Source organism: Legionella yabuuchiae, assembly GCF_900640115.1.
GTDB lineage: Bacteria > Pseudomonadota > Gammaproteobacteria > Legionellales > Legionellaceae > Legionella_A > Legionella_A yabuuchiae.
On sequence record NZ_CAAAIW010000012.1, the window covers coordinates 31,415 to 55,130 of the forward strand.

The window sequence follows — 23,716 nt, forward strand, 5'->3', positions numbered from 1 at the left end:
TTCAAAACTTAGTCTAAGGTCCAAAATGAAACGGATTTTGTCTAGTGTATTTTTTATTCTGTTTACATCCACTATTTCAGCCGCTAGTCTACAAAAAGCAGCCGATCGATTAATCGATCAGGTTGATCCCTCAATTAACATTGGCGTATCAGTCGTTGATTTAAATACTGGTGAAACGATTTATCAACGAAACCCTACTCGCTCATTTATCCCAGCCAGCAACATGAAGTTATTTTCGGACGCTGCGGCGTTAATGGCGCTAGGGCCAGACTATCGCTATAAAAATCAATTAAGCACGAACGCTTCAATGATTGAACAGGGTGTATTAAAAGGCTCTCTCTATCTTCACCTTCCTGGCGACCCGTCTTTTAACCAAAATGATTTAGCATCACTCTTGGCCAGTTTAAAGTCATTAGGGATTAAACGAATCCAAGGAAATGTTGTCATCCTGAGCCAGAATCGTTATATCACTCCACAAGCGCCAGGATGGATGGTCGAAGATTTAAAACACAGCTATGGAGCGCCTATAGCGCCTTTAATCCTAGATGAAAACCGCTTAACCGTGACTGTGAATCCAGCCCACAAACCAGGCATTCCTGCGCTGGTCGAAACCGATAATCCCAGTGGAAATTGGCTGATTAACAATCAAGTTAACACCAAACCCAATGGTCGTTCCTGTGGGGTTGATTTCAGTATGGATCGAGAAAACCGCTTGACCGTTCGCGGATGTGTAGGCGTAGGTCAATGGGCGGTGCAACAACGCATCCCCATTCAAAATCCTCTGCGGTATGCACAAACGCTTGTTCGTCAAAAGTTATTGGATATTCATATTAAACTCGATGGCGACATCGTTTTAGGAAACAGTCCAGGAAATTTACTGCTGTTAAGCACGCAACGCTCAAAGCCGATTGCGCAATTAATGGCAGATACGCTAAAACCCTCTGATAACTTATACGCGGATAGCTTATTTTTACATACGGCCGCAAAGCTGAGCGGCACGCCATTAAATTGGAAGCAGGCTCAAGAAACCGTTAAAAACTTTCTGCAAAAGCAAACCGGAGTCAATCTTGAGAACGCTGTTTTAACCGATGGGTCAGGCTTATCCCGCTACGATCAATTAACGCCCCTGCAAACGGTGGGTTTATTACGATACTTACACGATCGTTTCCCATTAACCTATGAGTACATCGCAGCATTACCAATCGCAGGTCATGATGGAACCTTACAGCGAAGATTTCGAAAACCCGAGCAACAAGGCTTCATTCGAGCGAAAACAGGTTACATGACGGGTGTTGTCAGCTTATCGGGCTATCTTTACACGGCCAACGCGCATACGCTCGCTTTTGCCATTTTTATTAATAATATGCCTGGCACTAGCCCTAAAATCTCTGGACGATATCGCTATTTGGTGGATGCACTGTGCGATCATTTCCTTAAGCAAAAACCAAAACATCATTTTATACAACTGGCAAAACACCCACATTTAAGAGTTGCGTACCAAAATAGTCCCGCAGAAGCCGAGGTAAAACGCAGTAAAAACGCTCGTTGGCGAGGGTTGGAATCGGCTTTAAAACATGAGTTAACCGGGGTTGCAATTATTTTTAGAGGGGATGAATTAATCCTTAATGATTATAATAAAGAGACCAATACAGTCTGGTCTTCATTACAAACCATCCGAAAAAAATATACGTTTGGCGTCACGTTAGAAAGCGCTAAAGCGCCTAATACTCAAAACAATCTACCGTTAATGCTATGGATTAAACAATCAAAATCCTCTACTAATCCTTATCGTATCTGGAAAGTACGTGAAACGGTAAGTTAAAAAATAACGTAACGGCTGCAAAATAACATAAAAAACCAAAATGCTTCATAAATTTAAGATATACTTAAGGTTTTAGTTTTAAACTATAAATAATTACTACTCTATATTGAGAAAATCCATGGGACAACCGCGCATTTTGGGTTATTTAAATAACTGCGGATTGCATTTAATAACGCCTGAACTAACAGCAGAAATTATTAAATACGCTACCAATAAAGATTATGATAACCAGCATAACGATGCTTATCAGCTTCTAAAAGATTGCTTTGCTGATTTTTACGAATTTGATAAAGCAACGTTCACCTGGGAAGAATTTAATAAAATATTAGCCCGATATAATCCCTTTGAAATCCAGATCGTGTTAGGACCTGTGTTACGGCTTTTCATGGAGCTTAAACGACCTCCTGCAGACAAATTAATACTCCCTTATCCTGACGAAGCCGATCTTATGGGATTAACTACTATTATGGAAAATGGACGATACAGAAATCTTGACCCTGAAGAAATCGTATTGTTTGTAACCCAGCATTTAGGATTTTCGATAGTTTATCAGAAAGAAGGGCAACCGCCTCGAAGAATTGATGTCGATAAGCCCATTGCTGATGTTTACATGTATCATCAAGATGCACTTGATCTAGGACACTGGGAACGAACCAACGATCCTAGAGAAATCAATGGCAAAGATGGGCTAAGCGTTTTTGATTGCGATCAATTTCAAGACATTGCCTTAAAGCTTGGTGAGGGTCAAGCTCATACGACCTTAGAAGCGTTAGAAGACTTAAGAAGTGAGGTAAATTCTCGGCATACCTATTCCCATGTCAAAAGACATTTACCCTCTCAAACACCAAATTATAGTTTTTTATTAAAAGCAGGGGCGGTTTTAGCTTCCGTCTTATGTGTCGCAGCGTTTGCAACGGCTGTGCTGGCTTTTGTTGGTTTGATTGTCATCGCCGGTGTTCCCGCAATCGCCGCCACCTCTGCTTTTGCATTGGCAGGACTCGGAGCTGGTGTATGCGCTTATGGATTATTTAAAAGCGCCCAACCCGATAAGCCAACAATAGAGCTAGAGGCCCCATGCTATGAATTGATATAAAGGATGCTCAGGGATTATCGACGTGTCGTTTTAAAATATCCAGTTCATCTTGCAGTGCGTTTAATTGATCTAATAACTCAAGAGCAAGCGCTACCCCTTGTGTATTAATTCCGAGATCATATTTTAATCTTAAAGCAGACTGAATCCTGGTCAATGAATAATAATCGAACGTGGATCGCTTTATATTGTTTGCTTGGATTTCAACTACGCCATGTTCCACCATTTCAATTAATTCTTCTTCAGAAATATCATACTGTTCACATACCTCAATAAACGTGACTGAGGCGTTGTCATCCATTAAGATGCCTGCAATGATTTTCTTCTCAGTCATGGCTTAAATCCTTATTGTTTCACGTGGATTAAACGGCATTTCTTCAGCCATTTTCTTGTATAACTCGCGAGCTGCATCCGTTTGGGGTTGGGGAATCACAATTTTTAATATCGTGTATTGATCGCCAGGCGGTGTTCCAGGCATACCGCGTTGTTTCAAACGAAGTTTTTGGCCGGCCTGTGAGCCAGGAGGTATTTTCAAATCCACTTCACCACCTAACGTCGGTACAGAAATTGTAGTCCCCAATGCTGCCTCCCAGGGAGCGATGGGTAACGTAAGATAAACATCCTTTTCTTTGACATCAAAATAAGGATGTTTTTGGATATGAACTTTCAAATACAAATCGCCCTTTTCACCGCCTCCGAAACCCGGGCCGCCTTTGCCTGAAAGACGAATATTCTGACCTGATTTGACACCCGCAGGAATTTTAACCCGAAGCGTTTGAGGCCTCAAATTGGGTTCGGCTGCTGGAATTCTTATTTCTTTAACCGTACCGCTATAAGCTTCTTCAAGACTGATATGAATATCACTATGGTAATCAGCGCCCTTATATGCCGGCTGCTGTCTACGCGCACCTGGGCGAGCGCCAAATATCGACTCCAAAAAATCTTCATCAAATGAGAACCCTTGCTCAGGACCCGCCCCCTGCCAAGTGTATTGCTGTGAGGTCTGCTCCCTTCGCGGGCCTTGCTCCCAATCTTGTCCATATTGATCATACAATTTACGCTTATCAGGGTCTTTTAAAACCTCGTAAGCTTCACCAAGCTCTTTAAATTTTTCTTCAGCATTCGGTTCTTTGCTAATATCAGGATGGTATTTGCGAGCCAGCCTGCGATACGCCATTTTAATATCCTTCTCGGTCGCATCGCGCTTAAGCCCCATAATTTGATAGTAGTCTTTCGGATCCATAAGAAAATAAAGCCTGTGAATTCGTTTAGTTAAGAAGATTAGCAGATACTGCTAAATTTTGCGATCCATCTGCCCCCTCAATGATCACAAATTGACTACACAAACCCAATTGTGTTAACATTGTGTAATTTATAAACTTTTTACTCTATCTTGCAATGGATTGTTGATTAACCATTGGGGCATCTATGAAAAAGCCAAATGATTTAAATGAACTTTACACGCTTTTAGACGCAGAACCTACTGGCAATCCCAATCATTATCTATTTTTACTTGGAACAGATACTAAATTTACCTCTAAGCCTTCGCCAGTCGGGGTCAAAGAGTATGTGCGAGGTGAAACACTCTCTTATGCCGCTCAAGTCGCTGCAACCGTTATGGGAGAAGTTGGTGAAGAAGGGGAGCAAGAATCCGCTTTATCGTTTTCTTCAGAGTCTGTGGATGTTTTAAACGGGCCAACCACGTTCGGCGCTGAAGTAGGACAACGAATCGCGCAGGCTGTGTTTTTAGCATTAAGAGCTGTAGCAAGTGGAAAAACAACTTTGGAGTTATCCGCACATAGTCGTGGCGCCGTTGAAGCGATCCTGGTGATGCATGAGCTTAAACGGATTAAAGAAGCCTTACGCACTCAGCCTGAAAAAACGCTGTATAATATTTTGTTAGAAACCCCTAGCAATCGAACTAAGACTGCTTTTCAATTTTTCTTTCACGCCAGCCCTGATTCTGCTGAAGACAATATTGACCGACGCACAACCCTTGGCGAACGGTTATCGCATTTGAAAATCAATGCCTTTTTAATTGATCCAGTCCCTGGCGATACCCGCTTTGCGTTACCTACATTCGGTTGGCATGATCCTCGGTTTTATTTGGAGCCGCCTGCTGATAAGGTTCAGTTGATTTTAAGTCGTGACGAACGAACCCATTGTTTTATTCCCATAATACCTGCAGGAGTTCATCCAATGGTATTGCCAGGCCATCATGGAACGGCTTCTGGTAATCTTTTCAGTCAGCGATACCAAAACCTACCCGAAACGATCGAGAAACGCGATACGTATCACGTTCAAGAACTTGTCTTATGTAAATTATTACAATTTTTTCATCAGACTTCTGCAACAACCGAATTTGACCTGCCAGGTGAGTTTGATCTTCATCATCCCGACCTAGACCGAGTTGTTCATGAATTTTTGATTCTTCCCGAACAGAAGCGCCCAGGTTACATGTTAGATTTATATGAAAAAATCCAGCAAAACAACGATGCCTATGCCTGGTTTCAGACTTCTTCGTACCCATATCTTGGACTGACCGACATCAATGGCCAGCGATATATCCATCTTCGAAGCCAAGATTACCACAGCATGGCCGCATTAACGCCTGCTATGAATGGTGATATTGTCAACACAGAGCACGCTGCCTTGGTAGTTAAGCGCGTGATCGATATTCCAAATATTCAAGAAACAGAACCCCGTGTAATTGTAACTGCTATTAATAATGCTTTAACAGAGGTAATTGCACAGATGAAAGAGCCAGACGGCATTGAACCATCTCCTCTTAGACGCCTGTTTAGTAACAAAGACCTTCCAGAATTATTTTTCGAAGCGTTATCAAATTTGGTTGACTCGGTTGGTCAAAAATATCTGAGCAACCATCTCACTGAAGAAGAAAAAATACGATTGCTAGAGATCTTAAAAGCTCCTTTTACAACACTCACTAAGGGCATTGAAGATCTTGGCATTGACGAAGACGTAAATAAAAACATCTTAAAACGTTGTCAAGAGATTTTGCAAACCGGGGTTAAACGCACCGTAGAATCGCACTACCACAATATTCTCGAGCAAGCAAAAAAAATCGATGATCAAATCACTTTATCGATTCAATATTCTGAGCCATCTCAAGTGATTGAAACGTTTCAACAAACCCTTGCAAACGATCCTGATTTTAATGAATTACATACCGCTCTTGATTCTTCTGAAAAAACGCCTGAAGTAGTTCAAACATTATTAACGCAGGAGTTCGAACGCATTTCCGGATCAACGCAATCTGACGAGAGTAAAGAGGCGCTTACGAATCGATTAATTCAATACTCGAGTTTGTTAAACCAATACCAAGATGCTAAGGATTGTTCTACTGAGCAATACCTGCAAATTTTAGAAGAACTGCATCATAAAGCCCTTAGTTTAAAATCAAACCATCCAGAGTTAAATAAACTGGTCGGGGACCAACCCTTAGAACTTAATCCTTACCAACTGGAGTTATGCAGCACAAGAATACTTATGCTCGCTGGTAAATTCTTAAAAGAACAAAACTATAATTTAAGCGTCATTCCCCAAGGCGTTGGCGGTGTATTTTTCGAACTTATTAAACCCCTAGCTATCGCATTAGGCGCTCCCTCGCCTGAAGCTCTTGATAGGATTCAGCGCCTTCAAAGCGTTGAGTTAGAAAATGTGACTCTTGAAGCACGACTTGCAATTCTTAACCAGGAGAAGGAAGCATTGCAGCAACATTCAAACGATCTAAATGTGGCTCTTGAAGAACAACTTGAAATTCTTAACCGCGAGAAGGAAGCAATGCAGCAACGATCACAAGCTCTAAGTGGTCGTTTTGAAACACGGTGCGGAGCATTAATTCATGACAAATTATTAGTCTTGACTGAGCAGTATCTTCATCACCTTTGGCTTAAAGCAAAGAAGTTTAATTCATCACTTCCCGCGAACCCTGATTTTAAGCAGCCTTTACCAGACATTGCTGCTGACGCTTCACAAGCCGATTGTTATAACAAAATTAAAGAAAAATTTGATGCTGTTTATAACATGAAGCTTGGTTTAGAAAATGTTGACCTAAAGCCAAGCGAACGTATACAGAACTTCATGACCTCATTAAGAGATAATGAAGTGAGACTAAAAACCCACCGTGATGCTTCCTGGAAGCAATTTGTCAAAAGCAGTTTAGCAGTGATCGCTATTATCATCACGGGTATTATTCCAGGCCTGATTGGACTCGGAGCATATTCTTTAGCCACTGGCCGCAGTCCTTTATTTTTTGCTCAAAGTAAAGGTAAGCATTTCGTAGAAGATTGTCGGCAAGTTCCAATCCCTGCACCTAGTTGAAAAATGCGCGCTTCTTCATAAGGCAAGGTCAAATACCTAGAGATTGTGGCCGCGTGAGGTAGAGTTCTTTCATCTTATTAAAATGGTCATCAATTAAATCTAGAACCATCATGGTGTCTTTAGCTTCCTGATGTTGCTTGCGATCTAGGCTGTATTGATACCAAAGTAGCCAACTGTGAACACATTGTTCCCAAAGAAGAGTATCTTCTTTGGGCAATGATCCTGCGATAATGCGATAACCTTCAAGCGTCGCACAAAAATTGGCAGAATTAAACCGACACATCGGAATTTCAGCCGCATTCAAAGCTAACCCTACAAGATCCACAAAGGGGTGAATTAAGCCAATGCTCTCCCAATCAATCAAATGCGGGATCGATTCTTGAGTCCAAATGACGTTGCCAGCATGCAAGTCGCGATGGCTGGTAACCCATTCCTCAAAGCGATGGAAACGGTTCTCATTGATGCGCTCAACACGTTGTTGCCAGCGGGATGGCATGAGAGCCTGATCCAGATTGAGTTTAGGAAAAGGTTTGGCTTCTTTTTGAGGTAAAGAACTCGCATGAATTAAAGCTAAGGTTTGGCCAAGAAGCTCAGACTGGCGAATAGACCAGTTTCGGCAAATTTCTCCTTCTACAAAAGGAATTAAAATGTACCATTTTTCAAGTTCAGGAATGAGATAATGTTGCCCCTGCCATAGCAGAGCAGCGTTAGTATTTTTTAATTGCGCGGCCACCAAAGAGGTTACTGATTCGCTAAACGTTATCTCTTGCTGTGTTCGTTTACCTAGCCATGTCAGAGGATTTAATTGTTTTAAAATGTATTTTCTTTGCTCAGCATGAATTAAATAAAGAAGATTAGTCGTTTGCTTGTTTAATGGGGTGATCGTATCGATAGGTAAGTTTAGATAGCGTTTACAAAGAAGGCGAAGGTGGGCTTCCTCTTCTTGGGTTATGTGTTCAATCATGCATTTGTTGTTCAATGTAGCGACGGCAGGTTAACGGCTTATTAATGTAATTGACCATTTGGCGTGTACCGCCGGTTCCTGTGATAACGAGCGAGCCATAATGCAAGAGACTTCCAAATATGGATTGGCTAATATCAATACTTTCAATTTTATTCATAGGAATATCAATGGTTTTTCTGACCAAAATTCCAGTTTTCAAAATCACTTGTTTATTTTTTATAGTTAAAAGAGAGAACTCATAATTGGCCCACATCACTAAAAACCAAATAACAGCGACTAACCCTATGTACAAGGCGGGTTGTCGAATCATTTCGTACGTATAAGCAAGATATCCAGAAACGGCTAATAGAATTATAGGCCATAAAAATAGAACCCAATGAAGCCTTGCTTGATAGACAATATTATTTTCCGCCATTCAAAACCCTTTTTGTTAGTAAAGTACCAAAACAAGCGTTAAAATATACTTCATTTTATACCATTTTAAGCCAAGAGTCAGGAGTCAAGGATCAAGATTCAGCTGATTTCTGATTCCACCTGAGAGGTGACCCTATGATACGTCCTATAAATCGGTGTCTAAATGCTAAGCTAGTTGAAATTTGCAACCATGCCATGAAACTTGAAACGGTAAACCAAATTATAAAGTCCTACTTGCCTTCTTCTATGAAGGACTATTGCTCCGTTGGGAGTTTTAATAACGGATGCCTTAAATTAATCTTAACCGAACAAATCTTTGCTTCAGAACTTCGTTATAGTCTTCCTAATCTTCGGGACACGCTAAGGCGAGAAGCTGGATTATTTCAGCTTGCTTCAATAAAATTAGAAATTGCCGTTTTGGACAATACCCAGGAAAAAAAAAGGAAACAGAAGCTTTCCATTTCAGAAAATGCCCGTCAAGCGATTGTCAACCAAGCAGATATGATTGAGCATCAAGACTTAAAAGAAGCATTTTATAAATTAGCCGATAAGGATTAAACCATGACAATATCTTATGATGCATTTGAGCAAGTGGATTTGCGCTCGGGGACAATCGTGAAGGTTGAAGAATTTCCAAAAGCGAACAAGCCCGCCTACAAAATATGGGCCGATTTTGGTTCCGTAATAGGCATTTTACAAACATCAGCGCAAGTAACTAAACACTACTCTCCAGAAACGCTACTTGGTCGTGCAATAGTCGGGTGCGTTAATCTTGGTGAAAAGAATATCGCTGGATTTATTTCCCAGTTTTTACTGGTTGGTTTCTCAGATAATAACGGGGATATCTGCTTAGTAACAGTTGAACCTAATGTGCCAAATGGTAAAAAATTACACTGACTTGCGGAAAGGTGGAAGCGAATTAAATTACACTTCCAACGGAATTAAACCGGCAGGAATTGCAGGCTGATAATTTTCGGCATCGAAATAAGTGTACTCCCAAGCATCCTGACGAGCCATGAGTTCACATAAAAGCTTATTATTCAGCTCGTGACCAGATTTATAACCCTCAAACGCACCAATTAAACCCGAGCCTAAAAGATATAAATCACCAATAGCGTCCAGCACCTTATGTTTTACAAACTCATCATCAAAGCGCAAGCCATCTTCATTTAACACGCGATAATCATCAACGACAATCGCGTTGTCTAAGCTACCACCTTTGGCCAAATCATTTTCTCTTAATTTTTCATAATCAGAAAGAAAGCCGAACGTTCGCGCACGGCATACCTCTTTAACATAAGAGGTCGTGGAAAAATTAAATTCAGCGGTTTGAGGCTTGTTATTAAATGCAGGATGATCAAAATCGATCTTAAAGGAAACTTTATAGCCGTTATAAGGAAGAAATTGCACATACTTGTCCTGCTCTTCAATACGAATGGGCTTTAAAATTCGGATAAAGCGCTTTGCAGCATTTTGCTCCCGTATGCCTGCGGATTGTATTAAAAAAACAAAGGGCGCAGCACTCCCATCCATAATGGGAATTTCTGGAGCATTAATATCAATATAAGCATTATCAATACCAAGCCCAGCAAGTGCGGATAATAGATGCTCAACGGTAGCTATTTTAATGTCATTTTGATGAAGGGACGTACATAGCATGGTATCGCAAACATTTTCATAGGATGCAGAAATTTCCACAACCGGGGAAAGATCGATGCGACGAAAAACGATACCGGTATTAATAGGCGCAGGCCTTAAGGTTAAGAGCACTTTATCACCGGAATGCAAGCCGACACCTGTCGCTTGAATTACTTTCTTCGGAGTACGTTGTTTTATCATTCAGTGCTCACCTTATAAGCTGACCTAAATTTACTGGCGTAAAACCCCGAAATATTATCAACAATTTATTGATTAGTCTAATTTTTTTTATCAGTATAGCGCATGTAAAGAAATGATTCAAAGCAAAAACGGCTCGCGGCCGTTTTTGCAAGTTTAAACTTCTTCTTGTCGACGTAAAAAAGCAGGGATATCAAGATAATCCACATCCGGAATGGTATCAGCATTTGATTTAGAAGAAGAGGTGGGCGCTGCGGTAGCTGCTTGCTTACGCATCACGGCAGGCCGGTCTAACTGCTCATAATCCAGAGAGCCATCACCGCGACGGGTTTCTAGTAGTCGCGCTTTCCCAGCAACCGATTGCTGTTGATTTTGACGACGAGCATCCCCTAGCCCGGTAACAATCACAGTAACACGCATCTCTTCAGTCATTTCGGGGTCAATTACCGTGCCAACAACCACCGTTGCATCGTCCGAGATAAAGCCTTTAACCACATCGCCGACTTCTTCAAACTCGCCTATGGACATATCCAATCCGGCAGTAATATTCACTAATATGCCACGAGCGCCCGAAAAGTTGACGTCTTCTAATAACGGAGAAGCAATAGCGGCTTCAGCGGCTTGGCGAGCTCTTTGTTCGCCTTTGGCGTTACCTGTACCCATCATGGCCATTCCCATTTCAGACATCACCGTGCGAACGTCTGCAAAATCAACGTTAATTAATCCTGGGCGTGTGATTAAATCGGCGATGCCCTTAACTGCTCCCAGCAATACATTGTTAGCTGCTTTAAACGCATTGAGTAAACTAATGTTTTTACCAAGAACACTGAGTAATTTATTGTTTGGGATCGTAATTAAAGAATCTACATGTTCTGCAAGTCGACGAATGCCTTCTTCGGCAGCCATAGCTCGCTGTTTGCCCTCAAAAGAAAAGGGTTTGGTGACCACTGCAACGGTTAGAATATCTAGTTCTTTAGCCACTTCAGCAAATACAGGGGCAGCGCCTGTCCCGGTTCCTCCTCCCATACCCGCGGTGATGAACACCATATCAGCGCCTTGCAACACTTCTTTAATGCGCTCTCGATCCTCTTCAGCAGCCTCTCGGCCAATTTGCGGATTCGCTCCCGCACCTAGCCCTTTGGTGAGCTGCTCGCCTAGCTGAATATGAATTTTGGCATTAGAATTTTTCAAGGCCTGCGCATCCGTATTCGCGCAGATAAATTCTACTCCATCGATATTTTCAGCAACCATGTGCTCAACAGCATTTCCGCCACCACCTCCAACACCTACGACTTTGATCACGGCATTGTCTTGTTGGCTATCCATTAATTCAAACATTACTTTACCCCATGTGGTTAAGTTGATCCTATGCGGCCTGAAAATATAATGCGAAAGGGCTTAAATTCTCCCGTTTGCCTAGGGAACATCCCTTAATGTATTTTCTGACATCCCACATCTAACTTTTTTTTGGATATGATCATCATCATATTCGACAAAAATGACTATTCAAATTCACACCATCTATTGCTTACTAGTCTATCGTATAGCAAGATCTCCCAATGGTGCAAATAAGCCTATTAAATACTTGTTTAGAAAACATACGAACCATTCCATTGGAATAACCGACCTGTTCTAAAATGCCTTCTAATGCGCTCGACTCAGAGACGTTTAAAAATTTCCTTGAAACCAGCTTTTCATTCGTGTCCATATACCACTGGCAGTATCTTTCAATACAGGCACATTGTATCCACCTTCATATTGCTGTTGAAGCCCATGCAATAATAGCCCAACCCCAGTGGCTAACGAAGGATTCGTAGCGGCTTCATTCAGTCCGGAAATTTGATGAGCGCACCCATGGCGAACCGGCATTTCAAAACAAAGCTCAGCTAGTTCGATTGCCCCTTTTACGTTTGAAGCTCCTCCCGTTAACACCATGCCGGCAGCAATGAGATCTTCAAAACCACTACGACGTAATTCATTTCTTACCAAGGTAAATAACTCTTCATAGCGTGCAGATACCACATCAGAAAGGACTTTGGCTGATATTTTTCGACCAGGGCGTTCATTGACGCTTAAGACTTCAATCATTTGATTTGCATTAGCAAATTCAGGCAAAGCGCTACCATAACTTAATTTGATGGCTTCAGCCCCTTTACTGGGTGTTCGAAGCGCCACTGCGATATCATTTGTGACCTGATCGCCAGCAATAGGAATAACTGCCGTGTGTTGTATTGCGCCTTCTAAAAAGACCGCAATATCGGTTGTGCCACCACCGATATCGATTAAGCAGACGCCCAGTTCTTTTTCATCTTCTGTTAAAACAGCATGGCTGGATGCGAGCTGCTCTAAGATAATGTCGTTGACTTCAAGACCACACCGTCGCACACACTTTGCAATATTTTGTGCAGCGCTGACCGCTCCAGTGACAATGTGAACACGAGCTTCTAAACGAACCCCAGCCATACCCACTGGCTCTCGAATGCTTCCTTGGTTATCGATGATAAATTCTTGTGGCAAAATATGAAGAATTTTTTGATCGGCAGGAATGACTACCGCTTTGGCGGCATCAATAACGCGCTCAATATCAACTTGGGTCACTTCTTTATCGCGAATAGCAACTATTCCATGGGAATTTAAACTACGAATATGGCTACCAGCAATTCCAGTATAAACGGATCGGACTTCACATCCTGCCATCAATTCTGCTTCTTGAACAGCGCGCTGGATTGAGTTCACAGTTGCTTCAATATCAACGACAACCCCTCGCTTCAAGCCACGCGATGGATGTCGACCGATGCCAATAATCTCAATAGAGCCATCGGGCGTAACCTCTCCCACCAAAGCGACAACTTTCGAGGTACCGATATCGAGACCAGTGATGATATTTTTTTCAGATTTTTTAGCCATTATCTTCCCGTTTGTTGTTTCCATTGCACCGCCATACCGCGGGCATAACGTAAATCAACACTAGACAGTTGCTCTTGTTTATCTGCAAACACCGCAGGATAAGCCCTACAAAAACGCTCTAATCGCGGTTCTAAATCCCGCTTACCCAAACGCAATTTAATGCCATTCGTTAACGTTAAATCCCAGGCCTGATTTTCACGTAATTGCAGTGAAGAAGCACTCAAACCATTTATTGCTAATAGCTTACTCAATTTTTGATAATTTTGTAAGACGTCTAACTGCTGATTCTCGGGACCATTTAGCCTTGGTAACGACGAACTGTACAAAGCAACATCATTTCCCAGAAATTCTCCCTTAGCAGTAATCAATTGATTGTTCCAAATGGCAACCGGTTTTTTCTCAATCAAAGTGATTTTCATGGTGTCAGGCCATACGCGATCGATTTCAACTTGCTCAGTCCAGTCTAGCGCGCGTAGTTGATGCAGGAGCTCCCCTGTAGGAAGAGTAAAATAACTTGACCCCATGTAATTCGATAGAATTTTTTCAAGTTGAGTACGGCTAATATGCTGATAAGTCGCGGAAATTTGTATCGTATTAATTGGGAAACGCGACGGATCGGCGATAAATAAATAAAGCAAGCGCAAGGACAGTAATAACGCAAAGATAATCAGCAGTGTTAAATGGCTTGAATAGCGAAGTCGCGCTTTACTCGATTCCATCCCGTTGTTCCACGATATGTTTTAAGAGAGGTCAGGGATCAGAATTTTATCCTAAGCTTGTACGCTTGCTTAGTCCGCCCCTCTCACCCGCGGCTCTGATGCCTCTTACCTGTTACCTGAAGTGTAACAACTTGAAGAAATTATTGGTAGTGGGTAACTAATTGCCTGCGCACTTGATGTTGAGTACGTGCTAGATCGATTAACTCAGTCAGCAAATCTTTATAGTTTAATCCTGAAGCTTCCCATAACTTTGGATACATGCTGATGGTTGTGAAACCAGGGATGCTGTTGATCTCATTAAAATAAATTTCATCCTGTTCTTCATCATAGAAAAAATCAACGCGAGCCATTCCTTTACACTTTAAAATAGTGAAAATTTCACGAGCCGCTTCTTGTAGCCGATTGACGACTTGATCGCTGAGCAATGCTGGAACACACAGCTCGGTCATATGACTTTCAAGATACTTAGCCGTGTATGAGTAAAATCCATCGCGGTGCTTAACTCTAATTTCTCCAGGTATAGACACTTTAGGGGGAGCAGAAGGATTCTTGTGCTCTAATACCGCAAGCTCGATTTCTCGACCTTTGATAAATGCTTCAACGATGACTTCAGTATCGAATCGCCCAGCGTCTTTCACAGCGGATATGAGTTCCTCCATATTGTTCACTTTGTGAATCCCAACGCTAGATCCCATTGAGCAAGGTTTTACAAATAAGGGCCATCCATAACGGGATGAAATTTCATGGCATATCGCTTCGGTTTCCTGAGCCGTTAGCCGTGAAGAAAATGCTTGATAACGCGCTGATTTGATGCCTTGAGCTTTGGTTAGTCTCCTGGAGATGTCTTTATCCATACCCAAGGCTGAAGCCAGAACATCGCAGCCAACATAAGCCACATCAGCCAATTCCAGAACCCCTTGCAAACAACCGTCTTCATATAATGGGCCGTGCACCACAGGAAATACAACATCTGCATGAAGCGCTAAACCACCATTAACAATTAAACTATCCAAAGAGCGGGAGTGGTTTGTATGAACGGGGAGTGACTCTTTATAAGACAGTAATTCTTCATAGTTATTTATGAAAAGACGTCCTTCCTTATCCATGCCAATAGGAATAATCTGATACCGCTCACTATCTAAATAAGCTAGAACCGAAGCCGCTGAAATTAAGGATATCTCGTGCTCGCCAGATTTTCCGCCATAGAGTAAAGCCAGAGTTATAGGCTTAGACATTGATTAGTCTCCAATAATATGTACTTCGCGAATCAGCTCATAGGCTGTTTTTTCTTTTACCACATCTTGAACCGTTTGAATCAACTGTTCAATATCTTTGGCTGTGGCTTTGCCATCGGTATTAATAATGAAGTTGGCGTGCTTTTCTGAAACCCGCGCGCCCCCAATAGAATATCCTTTAAGTCCAGAAGTCTCGATTAGTTTCGCAGCAAAATGATTGGGTGGATTCCGAAATACAGAGCCGCAATTGTATTCACTGGTAGGTTGCGTTGCAGCTCGACGTGCCAGTAAGTCCTTAATGACTTGAAGTGAAGCTTCTTTATCTCCTGGTTGTAGACGACAGGTGGCTGAAACAAACCATTCGTCGTTTGCCAATCCCAAAACCTGGCGATAGGAAACATCAAACTCTTTTGCAAGGCGTGTTTTGATTTCACCAAAGCGATTAATCGTTTCGACTTCGATGACGTAATTCCATGTTTCACCATTGAAACAACCTGCATTCATTCTTAACGCCCCACCCATGGTGCCTGGAATGCCAGCCCAAAACTCGCCACCCGAAAGATGATTGCGCGCGCAAAATCGTGCCATTTTAGCGCAGGACACGCCCGCTTCAACCCGAATGGTTGTGTCATCAAGCAAGGTTAATTCATTCAAATAATTTTGGGTTAAGATAACGGTGCCTAAAAAGCCGTTATCTCGAATCAAACTGTTGCTGCCCAAGCCTAGCCACAAAATAGGCTCTGAGCTGGGCAAGGATTTTAAAAACTCTGCTAAATCTCCAAGACTTGCGGGTTTGTAGAGCGCCTTGGCTGGGCCACCCACTCGCCAAGTAGTGTAATCGCCCAAAGGTTCATTCAAACACAGCTCACCTTGGTACGTTCTTATCGCCTCAAGGGCAGAAGAAACAATGGTATTCACGCGGATTCTCGTAAAGTTTGCATTAGATTAACAGCCAGCTGACCAATGCTGCCGGCTCCCTGCATTAATACAACATCGCCTTCAAGAATTAAAGAATTTAAATTTTGTTCTAAATTCGTTTCCGTGACTAAGGTTACCTTAGGAAATTGACTACGAATTTCTTTGGCCAGCGCTTCGCTACTTATTCCAGGTATAGATTGTTCTCCAGCAGAATAGATGTCAAGCAGTAGCAACTCATCCGCTAATGACAATGACTGTACAAATTGTGGAAAAAGTGACTGGGTCCGAGTAAAACGATGCGGTTGAAATACGTGAACTAATCTACGATCTGGCCAAACCGAACGAAATGCTTCGATGGTCGAAGTAATTTCTTTAGGGTGATGTCCATAATCATCAATAATCATGGCCTTACCATGCTCAAATCGCCGCTCTCCAAGCATTTGAAAACGTCTGCCGACACCTTGGAAGTTTAACAGTCCTTTAATAATGGAATTATCGTCTACACCAAGTTCGGTTGCAATTGCAATGGCGGCTAACGCATTGAGTAAATTATGTCGACCTGGCCATTTAAATTGTATATTTAACGGCTTGTGCGGTTTTGGGCGATGAACCTCAAACTCACTTAAAAGCCCTTGTTGACGAAAATTTACGCCGCGGTAATGTGCCCCTTCACGAACACCATAGGTGATCGTCGGGCGCTGGATCATAGGCATAATTTGACGTACTTCATCATCTTCAATACATAACACTGCCAGCCCATAAAATGGCAAGTGGTGCAAAAACTCCACAAAAGTATTGCGTAAGGTATTAAAATCATTGCCATAAGTGCCCATGTGATCAGCATCGATATTGGTTACAACCGCCATCATGGGTTTTAAAAAGAGAAAGGAAGCATCACTTTCGTCGGCTTCTGCCACAAAATAAGGCGATTTGCCAAGCTGCGCATTACTACCGCAGCTGTTTAATTTACCACCGATAACAAAGCTTGGATCCAAGCCACCCTCGGCTAAGAGACTGCTGACTAAACTCGTCGTTGTAGTTTTACCATGTGTTCCAGCAATGGCGATGCCATGTCGAAAGCGCATCAACTCAGCCAACATCATGGCCCGAGGAATAACCGGTATCATTTGTTCGCGAGCGGCCTTAACTTCTGGATTGGAATCTTCAATTGCCGTAGAACGAACCACGACATCAGCGCCATACACATTCTCTAACCGGTGACCAATATAAACCGTTATACCGAGCGATTTCAATCGCTGTACGGACCGACTTTCAGACATATCGGAGCCCGAAATATGATATCCTTCATTATGCAACACTTCTGCAATCCCACACATGCCAGCACCACCGATGCCAACAAAGTGAATGTGTTCTACTCTTCCCATTCTAGGGGTCAAAAAACCATGTTTGTTTTTCAAAATTGTCTCCCCTTGCTCTTGAGGGTCTGTTTAATCGATATCGGCAAATTCTCAAAACACATTAGCGCTTTATCCTAGAGAAAGCAGTTACGCCCTAGGCAGCGTCCCTAAAGTTTCGCAACTTGCGAAACTTTAGGGACGCTGCCCAATTGTTTGCCACAAATTTTTACTTAACGAGGAAAAGTTAGGCTAATCCTAATGCATGCCAGCGATTTTCATGATCGATACGCACTAACAGAGCCGTCACACATAAGCAAACGATCATACTAGCGCCACCGTAACTCATCAGCGGCAGAGTTAATCCTTTAGTGGGCAAAAGCCCTGAATTAACTCCCATATTAATAGCCGCTTGTAGCCCCAGCCAAAAGGTAATACCGTAGGCTGTATAGGCTGCAAATAATCGCTCTTGAACGTAAGCGTTAAACCCTATCATTAATCCTCTAAATACCAATATACTATATAGTGCAATAACCAATAGGATTCCAACTAATCCTAACTCTTCGGCTAATACTGCAAATAAAAAGTCCGTGTGCGCTTCAGGCAGGTAAAACAGTTTTTGAACGCCATCTCCTAAACCAACCCCAAACCAGCCGCCTCTTCCAAACGCAATCAAGGATTGAGTTAATTGATAACCGGTATTAAATTGATCGGCCCAAGGATTTAGGAATGCTGTTAGACGAGTCATTCGATAAGGCGAAGAAATGGCAAGAAAAGCTAGCGCCAATCCCACTAAAAAAACAAGGCCGACATAATATCGTAATTTAACGCCGGTGAGGAATAACATCGCCATAGCTGTACAGGCAATCACTACCGAAGCACCAAAATCCGGCTCCAGCAACAGCAGAACCGAAAAAAGGGACAAGATTATCATAGGTTTAATAAATCCCATAATACTCTGTTCAACTTCGGTTTTTTGCCGAACTAAATAGCCTGATAAATAAAAAATGATGGTAACTTTAGCAAGCTCTGAGACTTGAACGCCGATGGGCCCTAGTGACAGCCATCGGCGGCTGCCGTTTACCATGCGCCCTATTCCAGGAATGAGAACTAAAATTAACAGGATAAAACATCCTAATAATAAAGGGATGCTGAGTTTTTCCCAAACACTGCTATCCGTTCGGAGAATGATAAACACCATGACTAGCCCAAATGCCAAATAACACGCTTGACGAATAAGGTAATGGAACGGCTGATGAAAGGTACGTGTGGAAATCATGACGGAGCTAGATGCCACCATCATCAAACCAATCATAACTAGGCCAGCTACCGCCAAAATCAGCCACTTATCATATAGCGCCAAAGGGTTGTGGGTGGGTTGACCGCGTTGATTGAGGTGCCGAGGGCGCATAATACTCACAAAGTATTAACCAGAGCCATAAAATCATCTCCACGATGATTAAAGTCTCGAAACATATCGAAACTGGCACAGGCAGGCGATAATAAAACGACATCGCCCGGTTTCGCATGTCGTCGCGCTTTTTTAACGGCATCCTCCATCGTACCTGCGCGCACTACGTCCACCGATTCGGGAATAATTTCTTCTATCTGATCGGCATCCTGACCGATTAAAACAACCGCTCGTACATACTCCTTTAAGGGATGCTCTAAGTCACTAAAATCTGCGCCTTTTCCTTGGCCTCCGGCAATTAAAACGATTTTACCTCGCATGGAACCTCCTATTCCTAAAATGGCAGATATCGTTGCGCCCACGTTGGTTGCTTTAGAATCATTGATCCAATCGACCTCATCCAAGGTTCTGACCCATTGGCTTCGATGTGGTAACCCCGCAAAACGTTCCAAGACCTCGATCATATACTTTTGAGCGACGCCTGCGGCATCGGCTAGGGCACAGGCAGCGAGTGCATTAAGCCAGTTGTGGGCACCTCGGATTCGCATTTGGTCAGCAGACATTAGTCGTTTTTGCCCCTTGGCCAAATAGATTTTATCTCCCTCTCGGATAATTCCCCAATTCAGGTCATTATCAGGTGCATCACTGCCAAAACTAACACTTTGCAATGCTAGATTATCTGGCGCTTGGAGATCAGTGTTTTTATCATCGCGATTGAATACAACCACTTGCGATTGATTATATATACGCTGCTTGGAATTAATATAGGCCTGAAAAGTATGATGCCTATCAAGATGATCCAGTGTAATATTTAAAATCGTGGCTGCTAAGGGAGCTAATGAGTGGGTCAAATCAAGTTGGAAACTAGACAATTCCAAAACCCATAAATCATACTGAACCCCAACATCTAAAATATCCAAGACCGGTAAACCAATATTACCAGCAACGGCCACAGTTAGACCGGATGCCTTTGTCATCTCCCCAACTAAAGTTGTTACAGTTGATTTACCATTTGTGCCTGTAATGGCGACCACAGGCTCTTTAATTTCACGAGCCAAGCAATCAATGTCACCAAATATTGGGATGCCCTGCGCTCGTGCTCGTTGTAAAAAAGGGGCATCTAGGGGAACCCCGGGACTACATATAATTCCATTTAAACGTTGATACATTGAATCTGGGAGTTCTCCTAAATACAAATCCACCCCAGGAAATCCCATTTTAAACTCCGCAGCACCTGTTGGACTTTTACGAGTATCGAACACCGCGAAAGGAACATGACGTCGTTGAAGATAACGAGCAATGGACAAACCCGTCTGACCTAATCCAACCACCAAATGAAGCGCTGAGTGCATAAACACCTACCGAAGCTTTAATGTGGCTAATCCACACAATACAAAAATAACAGTCATAATCCAAAAACGAACAATCACTTTGGGTTCTGACCACCCTTTTAGTTCAAAATGATGATGTAACGGAGCCATACGAAATATTCGTTTACCGCCAGAATATTTAAAATAAGCCACTTGCAAAATAACGGACAGTGTCTCAATCACAAAAAGACCACCCATAATTAATAACACCAGTTCTTGGCGAATAATGACAGCAACAATTCCAAGCGCCGCCCCCAGAGAAAGCGATCCAACATCACCCATAAATACTTGGGCAGGGTATGTGTTATACCAGAGAAAGCCTAAGCCTGCGCCGACGATCGATGAACAGAATATGGTCAACTCTCCGGTGTTTGGGACAAAAGGAATCGCAAGGTAATGAGCATAGACAGCGTTACTGGCCACATAAGAAAAAACGCCTAAAGCACCAGCCACCATAATAATAGGAACAATCGCCAATCCATCTAAACCATCCGTCAAATTCACGGCATTGCTGCTGCCTACAATGACGAAATAGGCTAATAGTGGAAACAGCGGGCCAAGTTCTACAAGAATATTTTTGAAAAAAGGAATCGTCAGCTGTGTATGTATCGGAGCGCTGGCATTAACATAGAGAAACAGCACCGCTACAATTGCAATTAATGATTGCCAAAGATATTTCCACCGACCAGCCAGTCCTTTACTGTTTTTTAAAACTAATTTGCGATAATCATCTACCCATCCAACCACGCCAAAACTTAAGGTAACCAGCAACACCACCCATAAGTTAGTTTGACGAAGATCCCCCCAAAGTAAGGTGCTGATGGTAATGGCTAGGAGAATCAGAACACCACCCATTGTGGGGGTTCCTGCTTTCGACAAATGGCTTTGAGGACCATCATTGCGAACCATTTGACCAATCTGCAATCCACGCAACCATTTTATTGTCCGTGGTCCGCAAAAAAGACCGACCAGAAGCCCCGTCAGCGCGGCTAAAATTGACCGAAACGTAATATATTGAAACACTCTAAACGCATGATACTGTCCTTGTAGTAATTGCGTTATCCAATATAACATGTATAACCCCTATTTATGATACTTTAGCTGGCCAGACGACCCCTGCCCCAGTAAACGTTTGTTACGAATACGATGGTTAAACGCGCAATTATAGCCGCGAGAAGTCGATTATCCAAAATCGATTAACGGATTAACAACATTCTCCATCGCGCTTGAACGTGACCCCTTCACTAAAACCACTGTGGTCTTATCTAGCTTTTTCAATAAGCATTCCGCTAATTCCTGATGACTAGTAAAGTGATAGGCATGCTCACCAAACGTCTTGGTGGTATGTTGGCTATGCTGCCCATAGGTATATAACTCATCAATATCTAATTCTTTTGCAGCTTGACCAACCAGTTGATGATGTTTTTTAGACCAATCGCCCAGTTCCCCCATATCTCCAAGAACAAATATACGCTTGCCTTCATACTGCGACAGCACATCCAACGCTTTCAGTGCGGATTGTAAATTGGCATTATAGGTATCATCAATAATTAAAGCGCCTTGCTTACCAATCCGGTGAGTCATTCTTCCAGAGACACCACAAAATTGATTTAATCCTGCTTTAATGTCGGATAAACCAATCCCAAGCGCGTAAGTGCATGCTGCAGCCGCCAGAGCATTGTTCACATTGTGAAGCCCAGGAACCTGTAGTTGTATTGCGGCTTCTCCTTTTGGAGTCATCAGCATAAACTGAGCGCACTTATTCGTTTGCAAGGTGATCTTATGAGCATAAACGTCAACTGGCTTATTTAAAGAGAAACGCACAATGTTTTTGTCGATTAATGACGAATCCCAGAAATGCGCATACTCATCATCGTCATTAATGATGGCTGTTCCGCCAGCTGCCAACCCTTGATGAATTTCTCCCTTTGCCAGCGCTACCCCATCAATTGAGCCGAATCCTTCAATATGTGCAGGAGCAATGTTGTTGATTAGGGTTACTTTAGGTTTCACAATAGAAACGGTATGAGCGATTTCATTAGGGTGATTCGCTCCAAGTTCAAAAACGGCGTAACGATGATTTGAGTTTAATTGCAATGCGCTCAGAGGAACACCAATATGATTATTTAAATTGCCTTTCGTCGCAAAAGCCGGTTGCGGCAGGATAGCTGCGATCATTTCCTTAACCGTCGTTTTACCGTTACTGCCAGTTAAAGCAATCACACCACAAGTAAATTTTGAACGATGATAACAAGCAATATCTGCCAATGCAGCTATGGTATCTTGAACGATAAACTGCGGAACATTCACATGGTCAATTTTTCGCTGGCAAACCACAGCACTTGCGCCCATGGAGATAGCTTCCTTGATAAAATCATGGCCATCAAAACGCTCGCCTTTAATGGCTACAAACAAACTTCCAGAGTTAACTCGCCGGCTATCAATACAAATATCTTGCAGCTCAAAGTTCTCCGTGCAAACGGCATTAAGTACAGATGCAACCTCAGCTAACATCATCATAGTTATCCCCAATATCAATTTATCATTTGACGTTCATCTTGTTGTTTATTAAGGCGTGCGTAATACCGCTGCAGACGTTCGTCATTTAAAGGACGCTGCTCATCATCTAATAAAAAAGTATTCAAATCTTCACTTAATTGTTTTGCTGTTTCTAACATAATGTCAAAGCGTTCAAGATCGATCGTAGGATTACCACTGGCCTGCATAAATAAACAAAGCCCTCGAACGCTGAACGCACCAATATTCTGTAAATCAAACACACCCGTTGGGGTCGCAGCAGCCAAGCTGCACAGCACAGGCCCCTGGCCGTTGCGTTGTTGATGGCGATGAAACAAATGTCCTTCACCAAATCTTAGCCCGGCAGCAAGAATCGTCTGCAAGAGTTCATAACCCGCAAGCTCACGATTTTCTTTTGCTAATAAAAAAAGCATTAGAGATTCAACGTTTGGCTCAATCACGACTCGATTAGACTGTTTAGAAGGACTAACTTTAGGGTGTGACTTTGACTGGGTATCTTCTACTTCATGACTCGATATTTTTCTTATCGCAATAATATCATCCTGTTCCTGACCGAGCTCAGGACCTATCGAAGGTTGGCGCATTTTTTCACGAGTATTTTTATGCCTTACCCGCATCATTTGGCCAATGGCAATAAATACGCCGACTAGCAATAAGATATTCACAATCAAACTCCAGTTTGCCTGCATCATTAACTCCTATAAATCAATCCTATCTCAAGACCACAGGCCAATAAGTTAAGTCAATTGACAAAACATTGCCTAAGAACCTTGTTCTTTCTCAATGCTAAGAT

The 23,716-nt window shown here is 42.5% G+C and carries 21 protein-coding genes; 5 read left to right on the forward strand and 16 right to left on the reverse strand.

The annotated features are described in order from the left end of the window. Positions 1 to 25: 25 nt before the first annotated feature. Both dacB and E1O47_RS06145 read left to right on the forward strand, forming a co-directional pair. Positions 26 to 1,822: a D-alanyl-D-alanine carboxypeptidase/D-alanyl-D-alanine endopeptidase gene (gene dacB / locus E1O47_RS06140; RefSeq protein WP_133130383.1), complete on the forward strand. Its 1,797-nt coding sequence runs from the start codon at positions 26 to 28 to the stop codon at positions 1,820 to 1,822. A gap of 118 nt (positions 1,823 to 1,940) precedes the next feature. Beyond that, on the forward strand, positions 1,941 to 2,915 hold the full coding sequence (locus tag E1O47_RS06145) for a hypothetical protein (RefSeq protein ID WP_133130384.1): 975 nt from the start codon (positions 1,941 to 1,943) through the stop codon (positions 2,913 to 2,915). Positions 2,916 to 2,922: 7 nt separating this feature from the next. Here E1O47_RS06145 and E1O47_RS06150 read toward each other — a convergent pair whose 3' ends face one another. Continuing rightward, positions 2,923 to 3,246 (reverse strand): chaperone modulator CbpM, encoded by a 324-nt coding sequence (locus E1O47_RS06150; protein ID WP_133130385.1) that lies wholly within the window; start codon positions 3,244 to 3,246, stop codon positions 2,923 to 2,925. Between the two features lie 3 nt (positions 3,247 to 3,249). After that, a complete protein-coding gene (locus tag E1O47_RS06155) occupies positions 3,250 to 4,155 on the reverse strand; it encodes a DnaJ C-terminal domain-containing protein (RefSeq protein WP_133130386.1) in 906 nt (301 codons plus the stop codon). A 185-nt stretch (positions 4,156 to 4,340) separates the two neighbouring features. Between E1O47_RS06155 and E1O47_RS06160 the strand changes: the two genes are divergently transcribed. Next, positions 4,341 to 7,256: a hypothetical protein gene (locus tag E1O47_RS06160; protein ID WP_133130387.1), complete on the forward strand. Its 2,916-nt coding sequence runs from the start codon at positions 4,341 to 4,343 to the stop codon at positions 7,254 to 7,256. A 28-nt stretch (positions 7,257 to 7,284) separates the two neighbouring features. Here E1O47_RS06160 and E1O47_RS06165 read toward each other — a convergent pair whose 3' ends face one another. Together E1O47_RS06165 and E1O47_RS06170 are read right to left on the reverse strand one after the other, a co-directional pair. Then, positions 7,285 to 8,220 carry a phosphotransferase enzyme family protein gene (locus E1O47_RS06165; RefSeq protein WP_133130388.1) on the reverse strand — a complete coding sequence of 312 codons (936 nt, stop codon included), beginning with the start codon at positions 8,218 to 8,220 and terminating at the stop codon, positions 7,285 to 7,287. Beyond that, a complete protein-coding gene (locus E1O47_RS06170) occupies positions 8,213 to 8,635 on the reverse strand; it encodes a PH domain-containing protein (RefSeq protein WP_133130389.1) in 423 nt (140 codons plus the stop codon). The genes E1O47_RS06165 and E1O47_RS06170 overlap by 8 nt, the downstream gene beginning before the upstream one ends. Before the next feature lie 134 nt (positions 8,636 to 8,769). Between E1O47_RS06170 and E1O47_RS06175 the strand changes: the two genes are divergently transcribed. Both E1O47_RS06175 and E1O47_RS06180 read left to right on the forward strand, forming a co-directional pair. Continuing rightward, on the forward strand, positions 8,770 to 9,192 hold the full coding sequence (locus tag E1O47_RS06175) for a DciA family protein (protein WP_133130390.1): 423 nt from the start codon (positions 8,770 to 8,772) through the stop codon (positions 9,190 to 9,192). 3 nt (positions 9,193 to 9,195) lie between these two features. Next, positions 9,196 to 9,531: a tRNA-binding protein gene (locus E1O47_RS06180; protein WP_133130391.1), complete on the forward strand. Its 336-nt coding sequence runs from the start codon at positions 9,196 to 9,198 to the stop codon at positions 9,529 to 9,531. A 27-nt stretch (positions 9,532 to 9,558) separates the two neighbouring features. On the opposite strand, the gene lpxC is transcribed toward E1O47_RS06180, so the two are convergent. The 12 genes from lpxC to E1O47_RS06240 all read right to left on the reverse strand — a co-directional run bounded on the left by lpxC (position 9,559) and on the right by E1O47_RS06240 (position 23,612). Next, the gene (lpxC, locus tag E1O47_RS06185; protein ID WP_133130392.1) at positions 9,559 to 10,473 is read right to left on the reverse strand and encodes a UDP-3-O-acyl-N-acetylglucosamine deacetylase; all 915 of its coding nucleotides are present in this window, start codon (positions 10,471 to 10,473) and stop codon (positions 9,559 to 9,561) included. A gap of 153 nt (positions 10,474 to 10,626) precedes the next feature. Further along, entirely contained in the window at positions 10,627 to 11,808 is a 1,182-nt protein-coding gene (ftsZ, locus tag E1O47_RS06190) for a cell division protein FtsZ (RefSeq protein ID WP_133130393.1), read from the reverse strand. A 330-nt stretch (positions 11,809 to 12,138) separates the two neighbouring features. Beyond that, the gene (gene ftsA / locus E1O47_RS06195) at positions 12,139 to 13,377 is read right to left on the reverse strand and encodes a cell division protein FtsA (protein ID WP_165475049.1); all 1,239 of its coding nucleotides are present in this window, start codon (positions 13,375 to 13,377) and stop codon (positions 12,139 to 12,141) included. After that, the gene (locus tag E1O47_RS06200) at positions 13,377 to 14,096 is read right to left on the reverse strand and encodes a cell division protein FtsQ/DivIB (protein WP_133130395.1); all 720 of its coding nucleotides are present in this window, start codon (positions 14,094 to 14,096) and stop codon (positions 13,377 to 13,379) included. The genes ftsA and E1O47_RS06200 overlap by 1 nt, the downstream gene beginning before the upstream one ends. Positions 14,097 to 14,236: 140 nt before the next feature. After that, complete coding sequence (locus tag E1O47_RS06205; protein ID WP_133130396.1) at positions 14,237 to 15,331, reverse strand: D-alanine--D-alanine ligase family protein; 1,095 nt, start codon at positions 15,329 to 15,331, stop codon at positions 14,237 to 14,239. A 3-nt stretch (positions 15,332 to 15,334) separates the two neighbouring features. Beyond that, positions 15,335 to 16,240: a UDP-N-acetylmuramate dehydrogenase gene (murB, locus tag E1O47_RS06210; RefSeq protein ID WP_133130418.1), complete on the reverse strand. Its 906-nt coding sequence runs from the start codon at positions 16,238 to 16,240 to the stop codon at positions 15,335 to 15,337. A gap of 5 nt (positions 16,241 to 16,245) precedes the next feature. Beyond that, positions 16,246 to 17,634: a UDP-N-acetylmuramate--L-alanine ligase gene (gene murC, locus E1O47_RS06215; protein ID WP_133130419.1), complete on the reverse strand. Its 1,389-nt coding sequence runs from the start codon at positions 17,632 to 17,634 to the stop codon at positions 16,246 to 16,248. 217 nt (positions 17,635 to 17,851) lie between these two features. Further along, positions 17,852 to 19,015 carry a putative lipid II flippase FtsW gene (ftsW, locus tag E1O47_RS06220; RefSeq protein ID WP_133130397.1) on the reverse strand — a complete coding sequence of 388 codons (1,164 nt, stop codon included), beginning with the start codon at positions 19,013 to 19,015 and terminating at the stop codon, positions 17,852 to 17,854. A 5-nt stretch (positions 19,016 to 19,020) separates the two neighbouring features. After that, positions 19,021 to 20,367 carry a UDP-N-acetylmuramoyl-L-alanine--D-glutamate ligase gene (gene murD / locus E1O47_RS06225; RefSeq protein WP_133130398.1) on the reverse strand — a complete coding sequence of 449 codons (1,347 nt, stop codon included), beginning with the start codon at positions 20,365 to 20,367 and terminating at the stop codon, positions 19,021 to 19,023. A 6-nt stretch (positions 20,368 to 20,373) separates the two neighbouring features. Beyond that, complete coding sequence (gene mraY / locus E1O47_RS06230; protein WP_133130399.1) at positions 20,374 to 21,459, reverse strand: phospho-N-acetylmuramoyl-pentapeptide-transferase; 1,086 nt, start codon at positions 21,457 to 21,459, stop codon at positions 20,374 to 20,376. A gap of 108 nt (positions 21,460 to 21,567) precedes the next feature. After that, on the reverse strand, positions 21,568 to 22,902 hold the full coding sequence (locus E1O47_RS06235; RefSeq protein ID WP_133130420.1) for a UDP-N-acetylmuramoyl-tripeptide--D-alanyl-D-alanine ligase: 1,335 nt from the start codon (positions 22,900 to 22,902) through the stop codon (positions 21,568 to 21,570). A 17-nt stretch (positions 22,903 to 22,919) separates the two neighbouring features. Next, on the reverse strand, positions 22,920 to 23,612 hold the full coding sequence (locus E1O47_RS06240; RefSeq protein WP_133130421.1) for a cell division protein ZipA C-terminal FtsZ-binding domain-containing protein: 693 nt from the start codon (positions 23,610 to 23,612) through the stop codon (positions 22,920 to 22,922). Positions 23,613 to 23,716 lie beyond the last annotated feature (104 nt).

Coding starts and splice junctions, on each gene's coding strand:
- mraY (WP_133130399.1), bottom strand. CDS start 21,459: ATGTTATATTGGATAACGCAATTACTACAAGGACAGTATCATGCGTTT.
- E1O47_RS06165 (WP_133130388.1), bottom strand. CDS start 8,220: ATGATTGAACACATAACCCAAGAAGAGGAAGCCCACCTTCGCCTTCTT.
- murC (WP_133130419.1), bottom strand. CDS start 17,634: ATGGGAAGAGTAGAACACATTCACTTTGTTGGCATCGGTGGTGCTGGC.
- E1O47_RS06150 (WP_133130385.1), bottom strand. CDS start 3,246: ATGACTGAGAAGAAAATCATTGCAGGCATCTTAATGGATGACAACGCC.
- E1O47_RS06145 (WP_133130384.1), top strand. CDS start 1,941: ATGGGACAACCGCGCATTTTGGGTTATTTAAATAACTGCGGATTGCAT.
- E1O47_RS06160 (WP_133130387.1), top strand. CDS start 4,341: ATGAAAAAGCCAAATGATTTAAATGAACTTTACACGCTTTTAGACGCA.
- E1O47_RS06205 (WP_133130396.1), bottom strand. CDS start 15,331: ATGTCTAAGCCTATAACTCTGGCTTTACTCTATGGCGGAAAATCTGGC.
- E1O47_RS06235 (WP_133130420.1), bottom strand. CDS start 22,902: ATGATGTTAGCTGAGGTTGCATCTGTACTTAATGCCGTTTGCACGGAG.
- ftsA (WP_165475049.1), bottom strand. CDS start 13,377: ATGGCTAAAAAATCTGAAAAAAATATCATCACTGGTCTCGATATCGGT.
- ftsZ (WP_133130393.1), bottom strand. CDS start 11,808: ATGTTTGAATTAATGGATAGCCAACAAGACAATGCCGTGATCAAAGTC.
- E1O47_RS06170 (WP_133130389.1), bottom strand. CDS start 8,635: ATGGCGGAAAATAATATTGTCTATCAAGCAAGGCTTCATTGGGTTCTA.
- E1O47_RS06155 (WP_133130386.1), bottom strand. CDS start 4,155: ATGGATCCGAAAGACTACTATCAAATTATGGGGCTTAAGCGCGATGCG.
- ftsW (WP_133130397.1), bottom strand. CDS start 19,015: ATGCGCCCTCGGCACCTCAATCAACGCGGTCAACCCACCCACAACCCT.
- dacB (WP_133130383.1), top strand. CDS start 26: ATGAAACGGATTTTGTCTAGTGTATTTTTTATTCTGTTTACATCCACT.
- E1O47_RS06240 (WP_133130421.1), bottom strand. CDS start 23,612: ATGCAGGCAAACTGGAGTTTGATTGTGAATATCTTATTGCTAGTCGGC.
- murD (WP_133130398.1), bottom strand. CDS start 20,367: ATGCACTCAGCGCTTCATTTGGTGGTTGGATTAGGTCAGACGGGTTTG.
- E1O47_RS06180 (WP_133130391.1), top strand. CDS start 9,196: ATGACAATATCTTATGATGCATTTGAGCAAGTGGATTTGCGCTCGGGG.
- E1O47_RS06200 (WP_133130395.1), bottom strand. CDS start 14,096: ATGGAATCGAGTAAAGCGCGACTTCGCTATTCAAGCCATTTAACACTG.
- lpxC (WP_133130392.1), bottom strand. CDS start 10,473: ATGATAAAACAACGTACTCCGAAGAAAGTAATTCAAGCGACAGGTGTC.
- E1O47_RS06175 (WP_133130390.1), top strand. CDS start 8,770: ATGATACGTCCTATAAATCGGTGTCTAAATGCTAAGCTAGTTGAAATT.